This window comes from Brachyspira sp. G79 (assembly GCF_002379365.1).
Taxonomy (GTDB): Bacteria; Spirochaetota; Brachyspiria; order Brachyspirales; family Brachyspiraceae; genus Brachyspira.
The window spans coordinates 2,319,146-2,331,682 of record NZ_JQIU01000008.1; the positions used below are offsets into that span (position 1 = coordinate 2,319,146).

A 12,537-nucleotide genomic window follows, 5' to 3' on the forward strand; every position below is an offset into this window, starting at 1 on the left:
AATCTATATTTATGTACCAATATTGTTCCGTTTTTTTCTGCGTATATAACATTATTTTATCCTAAAGTATTAAAATCTAGTATTATTTCTATAACTTCTTTTTTATTCTATTTATTTTTATTCATATTTAGTTTTATGCTTTTATCATTAAATGGATTTGGTAACTATGTAACTTACTTGCCTGAAATATTATTAACTATATGCTTATTAAACATAAGAAATTATGTATTAAATAATAATAATAAGATTATTGATTTCTTTATTGTACATATAAAAAAATATACATTACAATATATTGGTATTATAATTATATTTTCACTGATAACATATTTAACAGTATTTTTTATCTTATAAAGAAGCTGTGAGACTTCAGCCTGAAAATAAGGATTTAATATATAATTCTATATTTAATAGAGCCGAGTATAGTTCTCAGTATTCTTTAGTTTTAATAAAAGATTGGAATGATCCTGTGGAGACTTATTTTGTTAATAGATCATTATCTAATAGAATAGAGCATAATAAAAAAGTAAATGATTATTATTTAAAATATCCAGTACAGTATTTTTCATGGAGAATTCCTATAATATTTAATGGAAATTACTTATTAAATTTATTAGACAAGTTATATATTAATACATATCATATTCTTATAGTATTTGTTTTAATGTGGATATATTTGTTCTCTAAATATAAAGATAAAAGATTTTATTTAATATTTCCTCTAATATTTGTTATTGGTACTATATTTTGGTTTCTTTTAATTTCAAATGTTTTGCCTAGAGTTGTCAGTCATTTACATTCATATCCACATTCTTTTTTGCAATATAGTACCCCTATATTTATATGTGCCATACTATATATGGTAAATTTAGTTTTTTGTAGCAGGAAAAATAACAATTAAGGATTTTTTTTATGAAAGTAGTGATATTAGCAGGAGGTCTTGGTACCAGACTTGGTGAAGAAACTATTATTCGTCCTAAACCCCTAGTAGAAATTGGAGGTAAGCCAATCATATGGCATATAATGAAGCATTATTCTCATTATGGAATTAACGATTTTGTTATATTACTTGGCTACAAGGGATATATGATTAAAGAGTTCTTTGATAATTACAGAAGGCACTTATATGATATGAAAATAGATTTTAAAAACAATAAATCTGATGTACTAAAATCTAGTTTAAATATAGAAGAAGAAAATTGGACTATAGAGCTTATTGATACAGGTGAACATAGTATGACAGGCGGACGTTTAAAAAGAGCTTATGAATATTTAAAAGATGAAGAAACTTTTTGTTTAACTTATGGTGATGGAGTTTCTGATGTAAATATAGAAAATGAAATCAAGTTCCATAAAGAACATGGTAAAATAGCTACAATGGCAGCAGTATTTCCTCCTGCCAGGTGGGGTGCTATAAATATTAATAATGATAATATAATTACTGATTTTATAGAAAAACCAAGAGGAGATAATGCCTATATAAATGGAGGCTTTTTTGTATTAAATAATAAAATATTTGATTATATAGGTGGAGATAGTACGATATTTGAACAAGAACCTTTAAGGAGACTAGCTAAAGATAAGGAACTTATTGCATTTAAACATGATGGTTTTTGGCAATGTATGGATACACAAAGAGATAAAGCTTTGCTTGAAAATATGTGGAATGAGGGAAATGCTCCATGGAAAACTTGGAAATAAAAAATATATTTAATTCTTTTAAAAGCAAAAAAGTATTAATTACTGGTCATACAGGTTTCAAAGGTGCTTGGTTTTCAAAACTTCTTTTAACTCTTGGAGCAAAGATATATGGTATATCCTTGGAAACTGATAAATTATCATTATATAATTTGCTAAAGTTAGATAATGAAGTTAAATCATATATACAAGATATAAGAGATTTAGAAAAAATCAAAAGTATAGTAAAAGAAATAAATCCTGATATTATATTTCATTTAGCAGCACAGCCTCTTGTTATAGATAGTTATAACAGACCAGTATATACATTTGAAACTAATGTAATTGGTACAATTAATTTAATGGAAGCTATGCGAGAATTAAATAATTTAGAATGTGCTGTAATGATTACAACAGATAAGGTTTATGATAATAAAGAATGGGTATGGGGATATAGAGAAAATGATGCATTGGGAGGTCATGATCCATATTCAGCTTCTAAAGCATGTGCTGAAATAGCGATAAAAAGTTATAAAAGATCATTTTTTCAAAATATTAATATAGCAAGTGTAAGAGCGGGTAATGTTATAGGCGGAGGAGATTTTGCTGATAACAGAATAATACCTGATATAGTAAGGGCTATAGAAAAAAATATTCCAGTGGAGTTGAGAAATCCCAATAGTGTAAGACCTTGGCAGCATGTACTTGATGTGCTTTATGGATATTTATTAGTTTGTTACAATTTAATAAATAATAAAAATATTTCAGAAAGCTACAATTTTGCCCCAATAGATGAAGGTAATAAATTTACTGTTGAATATATTACTAAGGCTTTCATTGATAATATAGGTAAAGGAAATTATGTAATAAACTCCACTGAAACAAATAAAAAAGAAATGAATATGTTAAGGTTAGATTCTTCTCTAGCAAGAAAAGAATTAGGCTGGAGAGAAAAATTTAGTACTGAAGAAGCAATAAAACAAACAGCTATTTGGTACAGTGAATATTTAAATAAAAATGATATTAATAACATTGCAGAAAAACAAATAAAACATTATATAGAGGGTTAAGAAATATGGATAGAAATAAAATATTAGAATTAGTAAAAGAATATGCCAGAAAAGAATATGCTCAAAAAAATTTTGTAGAAGGTGAAAGTTCAGTACCTGTATCAGGAAGAGTATTTGATGAAGATGATGTTGCCACTTTAGTTGATAGTGCCCTAGATTTCCATCTTACAACATACAGATATAATGATGAATTTGAAAAAGGTTTAAAAGAGTTTTTCGGACTAAAATATGCTTTAACTTGTAACTCAGGTTCTTCAGCAAACTTAATAGCACTAACTTCATTAACAAGTCATTTATTAAAAGACAGGGCATTAAAAGCAGGAGATGAAGTTATAACAGTTGCTGCTGGATTTCCTACAACTGTTAACCCAATATTACAAAATAATTTAGTACCTGTATTTATTGATGTTGAATTGGAAACTTATAATGTAAATACTGAACTAATAGAAAAAGCAATAACTGATAAAACAAAAGCTATAATTTTAGCACATACTCTTGGTAACCCTTTTAATGTAAAAAAAGTTAAAGAAATTTGTGAAAAACATAATTTATGGTTAATTGAAGACTGCTGTGATGCTTTCGGAAGTACTTATGATAATAAAAAAGTTGGAACATTCGGAGATATTGCTACATTAAGTTTTTATCCCGCACATCATATAACTATGGGTGAGGGTGGAGCAGTTCTTACTAATAACCCTGTTTTAAAAAAAGCTATGGAAAGTATAAGGGATTGGGGACGTGATTGCTGGTGTGCTCCTGGATGCGATAATACTTGTAATCAAAGATTTAGTCAAAAATTAGGAGATTTGCCTGAAGGGTATGATCATAAATACACATATTCTCACTTGGGATATAATTTAAAAATAACAGATATGCAGGCCGCTTGTGGTGTTGCACAATTAAGAAAAATTAATGAATTTATAGAAAAAAGAAAATCTAATTTCAAAAAATTAAATGAAAGATTAAAGAAATTTGATAAATATTTAATATTACCTAAAGCTCAAGAAAACAGCGATCCTTCTTGGTTTGGATTTCTTATAAGTGTAAAAGAAAATGCTCCATTTACAAGGAATGATATAGTAAAATATTTAAATGATAAAAAAATTGGTACTAGATTACTATTTGCAGGTAATATTATAAAGCAGCCTTATATGATAGGGCGTAATTATAGGGTTGTAGGAGAGCTAACAAATTCTGATTTTATTATGAATAATACTTTTTGGATTGGTGTTTATCCTGGTATCAATGATGAAATGATAGAATATATAGAGAAATGTTTTAATTTTTATTATAGTTAGGATTATAAGATGTTAATTAAAGTTTCAGACTATATAGCCAATTTTTTAGTATCTAAAAATATAGAATATGTTTATGAAATGGTTGGTGGTATGAGTTTACATTTAAGTAACTCATTTCATAAAAATAAAAAATTAAAGTTATACCAATGAAGCATGAACAGTCAGCATCATTTGCCTGTGTAGGATATTCTAGTGTTATTAATAAACCTGTGGTTGCCATGGGAATATCTGGACCAGGTGCAATAAACATGATAGCTGGAATAGCAAGCAGTTATTATGATAGCATACCGGCATTTTTTATTTCGGGACAAGTTAATCAATCTGAATTAAGAAATAATAAAAACGTAAGACAGTTAGGATTTCAAGAGCATAATATTGTAGATATGGTCAAAGGAATTTGTAAGAAAGCTGTAATTGTAAATTGTAAAGAAGAAATTCCAAGTTTATTAAAAGAACTTTATAATTTGACTATATCAGGAAGATATGGCCCCGTTTTAATAGATATTCCTATGAATATACAAAGGGAATTTATAGATACTGATTTAGTATTTAATAATAGTATAATAAAAACAAATAATTTTTTCATAGATGATAATATATTAGATAATATAATACAGTTAATAAATAAATCAGAAAAACCAATTATATTAGCTGGAGGAGGTATAAGAAAATCTGGTTCCGTAGAAATTTTTAGAAAAGTTATTAATAAATTAAAAATACCTGTTGTTACATCGCTAGTTGGTATTGACTCTATTCCTACAAATAATCCTTTGATGTTTGGCTTAATTGGAACATATGGTCATAGAGAAGCAAATGATGCTCTATTTAATTCCGATTTATTAATAGTATTAGGAAGCAGATTAGATATAAGACAAACTGGTAAAAACATTGATGCATTAATATCCAATAAAAAAATTATTAGAGTAGATATAGATAAATATGAATTAGACAATAATATAAAATCTTTCTATAGCATAGAAGCCAATCTAAAAGATTTTTTATATATTTTTTATAATAAAATAAAAGATATAAAATTTACTAATTTTGATAATTGGATATCTTATATAAACAATAATAAAAATCCAATAGAATTAGAACAAAATTTAGATGGAATACACCCTAATATATTTATCAATAAAATTTCTTCTATTTGTAAATATAGTACAAGTTATGTTGTTGATATAGGTCAAAATCAAATATGGGCAGCACAATCTTTAGAAATAAATGATAATGACTTATTCATAACTTCTGGAGGATATGCTTCTATGGGATTTGCTTTACCTGCTTCTATAGGGGTATATCACGCAACCAATAAACCAGTAATAGTTATAACTGGAGATGGCGGAATGCAATGTAATATACAAGAATTGGAAACTATATCTAAGTTATCAATTCCAATAAAAATTTTTATTATAAATAATAATTCATTGGGATTAATTAGGCAATCGCAGGATGAAAATTTTGATTCAAATTATGGTTCATCTGTAATAGGATATAGTGCCCCAGATTTTTGTTCTATTGCTAATGCTTATAAAATAGAATCAACTAGTATTGATTCATATTCATTGTTGGATAATTCTATATCTGATTGTTTAGGAGATATTACAAAACCATATCTTGTTAATGTATTTATAGATAAAAAAGCAGATTTATTACCAAAAGTAGTATTTGGAAATAATATTAACAATATGTATCCTTACAAATCTGTAGAAGATATAAATACACTATATAAATATATGCGGGGGGGGGGTAAAATTTAGTATTTGTAATATCATAAAACATATTTATATTATAGAATGCTATTATGAAGTTTCAAAAGAACCAACAAATTTGGATTTTATCATAAACAATATTTTTTGTATTGGTGTTTATCCTGGTATCAATGATGAAATGATAGAATATATAGAGAAAATATCTTAATAAAATTATAATATAGGTAGGTTTTATGTTTACATCAAAAGAATTATCAAAAATTATAAAATTAGAATCTTTAAAAATGCACTATAAATCTAAAACATCACATATAGGCTCAAATTTTTCAGTTGCAGATATTTTATATGTTTTATATAATGATGTGTTAAAATATGATATTAATAATCCAAATTATATTAATAGAGATAGAGTTATTTATAGTAAAGGACATGCTGCTACAATACTATATGCTGTATTAGCAGAAAAAGGTTTTATAAACAAAGAATTAATAAACAATTATGGAAATGATAATCAGATATTGTCAAGCCATGTAACACATAAGGTTAATGGCATAGAATTTTCAACTGGATCTTTAGGTCATGGTGCCAGTATTGGATGCGGTATAGCTATAGCTTTAAAAAGAAAAAATATTGATGCTAAAGTTTGGGTCATATTAAGTGATGGCGAAATGAATGAAGGTTCTACATGGGAAGCTATACTTTTCGCATCTCATCATAAGTTAGATAATCTTATATTTATTTTAGACAATAATAAATTACAGGCTTTTGGAAATACAAAAGATATAATAAATATGGGAAGTATACCAAATAAGTTAAAAGAGTTTGGCTGGGCTGTACAAGAAGTGGATGGACACAATCATGATGAATTAAAATCTGTATTTAGTAAATTACCATTAGAAAATAATAAGCCTAGTTTTATACTCGCACATACTATAAAAGGAAAAGGTGTAGACTTTATGGAAAATAATTTGTTATGGCATTATCGTTCGCCAAATGAAGAAGAATATAGATTAGCTTTAAAAAAATTAGAGGAAAATAATTTATGAGAAAAACTTTTATAAATACTTTAATAGAGTGTGCCAAAAAAGATGAATCAATATTTGTTTTAGTTGGAGATTTGGGCTTTAGTGTATTCGAAGAGTTTGCTTCTTTATTTCCAGATAGATATATAAATGTAGGTGTTGCAGAACAAAATATGACTGGTATAGCTGCAGGACTTTCACATGAGGGATATAAAGTAATTACATATTCTATAGGAAATTTTAATACTTTACGCTGTTTTGAGCAAATTAGAAATGATGTTTGTTATCATAATTTAAATGTAAAAATAGTATCTGTAGGAGCTGGTTTTTCTTATGGAACTGCTGGATATACTCATTTTGCTATTGAGGATATAGCTGCTATGAGATTACTCCCTAATATGAGAGTGTATTCTCCTTCGACTATTAATGAAATGGAGATTGTAACAAATCAGTTATTTACTGAAAATTCTCCTTGTTATGTTAGAATAGGTTCTTCTGCTTTAAATTTAAATTATGGAATAAAAAAAGATAAAATTAATATAGTGAAAGAAGGAAAAGATATATTAGTTTTAGTAACAGGTAATATTTTATCTAATGTAATTAAGGCTTCTGAACTTTTGGAAGAAAGAGGTATAAGTGTTTGTATAGCTAGTGTCTATTCATTAGAACCTTTTGATACAGATTTTTTAAAAGAAAAAATAAAAGATATAAAAAAAATAGTTACAGTAGAAGAACATGGTATAGGCGGATTATATAGTATAGTTTCAGAAACATTAATTAATGATAATGTAAAAGTCAAAGGATTATATGTTTTGAAAGATGCTTGTAAATATGCAGATTCTCAAAACTATATGAGAGAAAGATATAATTTAGATATAAATGGAATATATAGATGTATTATTAATTTTTAAAGAAGATTGCTTGCTGAAGTATAATATTTATAGCTGAAAGAAAATAAAAAATAATTCATTTGAAAGGGTTTTATAATGAAAGAAAGATTTAAACCATTTAATAATCATGTTTTTAAAACTAAAAGTTCTTTATTAGATAATATAAAGTTATATTTTAGACTAATTTTAGATTTGCAAGTTAATACTGTTTATAAAACAATAAAAAAATATATAAATAAAACTGTATTAATATATAGCGGGGGGGGGACTCCTTGATGTTGGCTGTGGTAATTCTCCATATAAAGGATTATTGCCAAATAATATAAAATATACAGGATTAGATTATAACATGGCTAAAGAAAATTTTGATTATATAAAACCAGATGATGTAATTTTGTATGATGGTAAAGAATTTCCTTTTGAGAATAATTCTTTTGATTTTTTATATCATACAGATGTTTTAGAACACATAATAGATACCAATTTATTTTTGAAAGAATGTAATAGAGTATTAAAAAATAATGGAAGTATGTTTTTCTCTGTTCCATTTCAAGCTAGATACCATTATATACCATTTGATTATTATAGATATACACCATCTGGATTAAAAAATATACTAGAAAAATCAGGATTTTCTGATATAGAAATAATAGAAAGAGGCAGTGATATTACAGTCGCAGCATATAAAATTATGGCAGTATTTTATAGAATGTTATTAGATACTGGAATAAAAGGTTTATTTAATAAAATACTAGCTATTATATTTTCTCCTATATTCTGCATATCTTTATTAATTGCCCATATATCTCTAATATTGAATATTGGATCAAAAGATGATTGTTTAGGCTACAGTGTTACAGCAAAAAAAGGAATAAAAAATGAATAAAATATTGCAAGAAGATTTAGATTTTATATTAGAAAAACTTAAAGATAATATAGATTTTAATAAATTAAAAGATACTCATATTTTTATTACAGGCGGTACTGGGCTTTTTGGAAAACTTCTTTTAGAAACTTTTTTATTTTTTAATAATAAATTATATACTAATATAAAAATAACGGTACTAACAAGAAATCATAAAAAATTTGTTTCAAATTATCCACAATTTATTAATGAAAATATTAGATATATTGATGGTGATATAAGAAATTTTGACATAGGTTTTGATAGTATAGATTATGTAATACATGCTGCTGCCTCAGTTGATCCTATTTTGGAAAAAGAAAATCCAGATGAAATGTTTTCTATTATTGTTGACGGAACAAAATATTTACTTGAAAAAATAAAACCTTATAATGTAAAAAGAATATTATTTACTAGTTCGGGAGCAGTATATGGAAAACAGCCATACAATTTAAAATATATATCAGAAGATTTTAAATGTGATCCTAACTCTACATATGGTAAAGGAAAATATATATCTGAAAATATTTTATTAGATAGTAGTATAGATACTATTATAACAAGATGCTATGCATTAGTAGGACCATATTTGAACTTAAAATACATTATGCTATAGGTAATTTTATTTTTGATTGTTTAGAGAAAAGAGATATAATTATAAAAGGTGATGGTACCCCTATACGTTCATATTTATATACATCAGATTTAATTATTTGGCTTATTATGGCATTATTAAACTCTGATAGTAATGAAATATATAATATAGGTTCTATGAAAGAAATATCAATATTGGATTTAGCACTATTGGTTACAAAACAATTTGATTATAAAACTGATATTAAAGTTCTATCAAAACGAGATATTGGAATAGCTCCATCTATATATTTACCAGATAATAATAAAATAATTTCTAAATTAAATGTGAAAGAAAATTATACATTAGAAAATATGATTAAAAGAACTATATATTGGAATTATGGAGAAATTAATGAAAACAATTAGTATAGTTATACCAACTTATAATGAAGAGGGTAATGTTATACCTTTAAGCGAAAAATTAATCTCTATCTTTAATGATAAATTATCTAATTATAATTATGAAATAATTTTTATAGATAATTATTCTAAAGATAATACAAGAAAAAACTTATTAGAATTATGTTCTAAAAATAAAAATATAAAAGCTATATTTAATGCTAAAAACTTTGGTCAGTTAAATTCTCCTTTTTACGGTTTATTGCAGTCATCAGGTGATTGTACTATTTTATTGTGTGCTGATTTTCAAGATCCTCCTGATTTGATTGTAGATTTTATTAGAGAGTGGGAAAACGGATATAAAATAGTTATAGGCAGGAAAAATAAAAGTAAAGAAAATCCAATAATGTATATAATAAGAACTATATATTATAATCTTATAAAAAGAATATCGTCTACTGAACATATATCACATTTTACAGGATTTGGACTATATGATAAAGACTTTATAAATGTACTTAGAAACTTAGAAGATTCAGAACCTTATTTGAGAGGAATAGTAGCAGAACTTGGATATACTAGAAAAGAAATATTCTATGAACAGCAAAAAAGAAAAGCAGGAAAAACTAAAAATAATTTTTATTCTCTATACGATGTTGCCATGCTAGGTATTACTAGCTATTCAAAAGTAGTATTAAGACTTGCTACTATGTTTGGATTCCTATTTTCAATACTGTCATTCTTATCTGGTATTGTGTATTTTATATACAAACTTATATATTGGGATAGATTTGTTACTGGTATTGGACCATTAATTTTAGGGGTATTTTTTATAGGCTCTATACAACTTTTCTTTATAGGGCTTTTAGGTGAATATATTTTAAATATTAATTTGAGGGTTATGAAAAGACCTTTGGTCGTTGAAGAAAGAAGAATTAATTTTGACTAATATAAATTCTTATTGAATAATTATAGAATACAAATAAAAATACTAATACTTCTGATAATCAAACTTTAATTAGAAAATAGTTTATAATATTGAAAATTATAATATTATAAAAATTTCAGATCTATAATATATTTTGTAAAAATAATAAACAATAGATAATAAATTAAGGAATAATAAAATTTTTATTTAAAATAATTATTATTAAAAATGGAATATATTTATAAATGTTCAATTTTTTCACTTGAAATTTATATGTTATGTTATATGATATATATCAATTAATTTATAAGGAGTTTTAATATGTCTTTAATAGATAATATAGTAGCTAGAGAAATACTAGACTCAAGAGGAAACCCTACAGTAGAAGTAGATGTTTACTTAGACAGCGGTGTTATGGGAAGAGCTGCTGTACCATCAGGAGCTTCTACAGGTGAACATGAAGCAGTAGAATTAAGAGACGGCGATAAATCAAGATATATGGGTAAAGGTGTTCAAAAAGCCGTAGAAAATGTTAATGAAATTATTTGTAATGAACTTATCGATATGGACGCTTTGGATCAAGTAGAAATAGATAGAACTATGATAGAACTTGACGGCACAGAAAATAAAGGTAAATTAGGTGCTAATGCTATACTTGGAGTATCACTTGCTGTAGCAAAAGCAGCTGCTGAAGAATTAGGAATGCCATTATACAGATACATTGGCGGAACTAATGCTAAAACTTTGCCAGTACCTATGGCTAATATCTTAAACGGCGGTGCTCACTCATCAGCTCCAATCGATTTCCAAGAATATATGGTTATGCCAGTTGGGGCTCCTACTTTCAAAGAAGGCTTACGTTATATAGCTGAAGTATTCCATAACTTAAAAAATATACTTCATGATAGAGGATTAAGCACTACTGTTGGTGATGAAGGCGGATTTGCTCCTACTCTTAAAGATAATGAAGAGCCTCTTCAAGTAATTATGCAGGCTATAGAAAAAGCTGGATACAAACCTGGTGAAGATGTAATGATAGCTATGGACCCTGCTTCAAGTGAATTCTATAACAAAGATAAGAAAAAATATGTATTCCATAAATCTGACAACAGAGAATTAACTCCTGCTGAAATGGTTGATTTCTATGCTGATTTATGTAATAAATACCCTATTATTTCTATAGAAGATGGTGTTGCTGAAGATGACTGGGAAGGCTGGAAAATATTAACAGAAAAATTAGGTAAAAAAATACAGTTAGTTGGTGATGATTTATTTGTTACTAATGTAAAAAGACTTCAAATGGGTTTAGATAAAGGTGTTGCTAACTCTATTTTGATTAAAGTAAATCAAATCGGTACTTTAACTGAAACTTTAGACTCTATAGAACTTGCTAAAACTCATAACTATACTGCTGTAGTTTCTCACAGATCTGGTGAAACAGAAGATTCTACTATTGCTGATATAGTAGTAGCTACTAATGCAGGTCAAATCAAAACAGGTTCTGCTTCAAGAAGTGATAGGATTGCTAAATACAATCAATTATTAAGAATTGAAGAAGAATTAGGCAGCAGAGCTATTTATTTAGGTAAAAAAGCTTTCTATAATGTTATGAAATAACAATATTAAGTAAGCTTTAAACAATAATTAAACTTTAAAGCGATAAACGAGAGCTGGTAACAATTTATTGTTACCAGCTTTTTTTATACGAGTTTATCGCTAGCAATAATAATAAAAAAGCATTTTATAATGTTATGAAATAAATATATTAATTATATACATTAAATAAGAATTTAGCTTTAAAAGCTAATATAATGAGGCAGTGACAATACATTGTTATTGCCTCTTTTTTATATAGTTGTGTCTGTAAAGGTAAATATAAAAATTATTTTATAATGTTGTGAAATAATAGTTTTAATGATAGAAGTATACTATAAAAATTGTGTTCGTTTATCAAATTTATTTTCTATAGGATTATAAGCAGAGAATTTTTGTTAATGGTAATAAAAGTTTTAAAATTTATTCTCACTCCCCACCCTCTAAATTTTATAAACCTATTATGTT

11 protein-coding genes and 1 pseudogene are annotated in these 12,537 nt (G+C 26.2%); all 12 read left to right on the plus strand.

All coding sequences use genetic code 11. The features are described 5' to 3' along the window. Positions 1-912: 912 nt before the first annotated feature. The 12 genes and pseudogenes from rfbF (at position 913) to eno (ending at position 12,093) form a co-directional block, all read left to right on the plus strand. Entirely contained in the window at positions 913-1,701 is a 789-nt protein-coding gene (gene rfbF / locus KQ44_RS11715; protein WP_096737560.1) for a glucose-1-phosphate cytidylyltransferase, read from the plus strand. Next, the gene (gene rfbG, locus KQ44_RS11720; protein ID WP_096737561.1) at positions 1,683-2,747 is read left to right on the plus strand and encodes a CDP-glucose 4,6-dehydratase; all 1,065 of its coding nucleotides are present in this window, start codon (positions 1,683-1,685) and stop codon (positions 2,745-2,747) included. The genes rfbF and rfbG overlap by 19 nt, the downstream gene beginning before the upstream one ends. Positions 2,748-2,752: 5 nt before the next feature. Then, complete coding sequence (gene rfbH / locus KQ44_RS11725; protein ID WP_096737562.1) at positions 2,753-4,045, plus strand: lipopolysaccharide biosynthesis protein RfbH; 1,293 nt, start codon at positions 2,753-2,755, stop codon at positions 4,043-4,045. A 140-nt stretch (positions 4,046-4,185) separates the two neighbouring features. Continuing rightward, a complete protein-coding gene (locus tag KQ44_RS11730; RefSeq protein WP_276307061.1) occupies positions 4,186-5,805 on the plus strand; it encodes a thiamine pyrophosphate-binding protein in 1,620 nt (539 codons plus the stop codon). A 185-nt stretch (positions 5,806-5,990) separates the two neighbouring features. Continuing rightward, positions 5,991-6,803: a transketolase gene (locus tag KQ44_RS11735; RefSeq protein WP_096737564.1), complete on the plus strand. Its 813-nt coding sequence runs from the start codon at positions 5,991-5,993 to the stop codon at positions 6,801-6,803. Beyond that, positions 6,800-7,690 carry a transketolase C-terminal domain-containing protein gene (locus KQ44_RS11740; protein ID WP_096737565.1) on the plus strand — a complete coding sequence of 297 codons (891 nt, stop codon included), beginning with the start codon at positions 6,800-6,802 and terminating at the stop codon, positions 7,688-7,690. The genes KQ44_RS11735 and KQ44_RS11740 overlap by 4 nt, the downstream gene beginning before the upstream one ends. A gap of 232 nt (positions 7,691-7,922) precedes the next feature. After that, positions 7,923-8,555 (plus strand): class I SAM-dependent methyltransferase, encoded by a 633-nt coding sequence (locus KQ44_RS11750; protein ID WP_096737567.1) that lies wholly within the window; start codon positions 7,923-7,925, stop codon positions 8,553-8,555. After that, positions 8,548-9,189, plus strand: coding sequence for an NAD(P)-dependent oxidoreductase (locus KQ44_RS11755; RefSeq protein ID WP_276307047.1), 642 nt, complete (start codon positions 8,548-8,550; stop codon positions 9,187-9,189). Before KQ44_RS11750 ends, KQ44_RS11755 begins: the two co-directional genes overlap by 8 nt. Continuing rightward, a pseudogene (locus tag KQ44_RS15490) lies at positions 9,138-9,281 on the plus strand (hypothetical protein); the annotation flags it as partial. The gene KQ44_RS11755 and the pseudogene KQ44_RS15490, both read left to right, overlap by 52 nt. 15 nt (positions 9,282-9,296) lie before the next feature. Further along, positions 9,297-9,575, plus strand: a complete 279-nt coding sequence (locus KQ44_RS15210) for a hypothetical protein (RefSeq protein WP_240516683.1) — start codon at positions 9,297-9,299, stop codon at positions 9,573-9,575. After that, positions 9,562-10,497 (plus strand): glycosyltransferase family 2 protein, encoded by a 936-nt coding sequence (locus tag KQ44_RS11760; protein WP_096737568.1) that lies wholly within the window; start codon positions 9,562-9,564, stop codon positions 10,495-10,497. The genes KQ44_RS15210 and KQ44_RS11760 overlap by 14 nt, the downstream gene beginning before the upstream one ends. Positions 10,498-10,797: 300 nt before the next feature. Then, positions 10,798-12,093, plus strand: a complete 1,296-nt coding sequence (gene eno / locus KQ44_RS11765; RefSeq protein WP_096737569.1) for a phosphopyruvate hydratase — start codon at positions 10,798-10,800, stop codon at positions 12,091-12,093. Positions 12,094-12,537: the final 444 nt, after the last annotated feature.

Bases quoted from the DNA above. Each gene is read 5' to 3' on its own strand.
- KQ44_RS11735 (WP_096737564.1), top strand. From the start codon at position 5,991: ATGTTTACATCAAAAGAATTATCAAAAATTATAAAATTAGAATCTTTA.
- KQ44_RS15210 (WP_240516683.1), top strand. From the start codon at position 9,297: ATGGCATTATTAAACTCTGATAGTAATGAAATATATAATATAGGTTCT.
- KQ44_RS11760 (WP_096737568.1), top strand. From the start codon at position 9,562: ATGAAAACAATTAGTATAGTTATACCAACTTATAATGAAGAGGGTAAT.
- KQ44_RS11755 (WP_276307047.1), top strand. From the start codon at position 8,548: ATGAATAAAATATTGCAAGAAGATTTAGATTTTATATTAGAAAAACTT.
- rfbF (WP_096737560.1), top strand. From the start codon at position 913: ATGAAAGTAGTGATATTAGCAGGAGGTCTTGGTACCAGACTTGGTGAA.
- KQ44_RS11740 (WP_096737565.1), top strand. From the start codon at position 6,800: ATGAGAAAAACTTTTATAAATACTTTAATAGAGTGTGCCAAAAAAGAT.
- eno (WP_096737569.1), top strand. From the start codon at position 10,798: ATGTCTTTAATAGATAATATAGTAGCTAGAGAAATACTAGACTCAAGA.
- rfbH (WP_096737562.1), top strand. From the start codon at position 2,753: ATGGATAGAAATAAAATATTAGAATTAGTAAAAGAATATGCCAGAAAA.
- rfbG (WP_096737561.1), top strand. From the start codon at position 1,683: ATGGAAAACTTGGAAATAAAAAATATATTTAATTCTTTTAAAAGCAAA.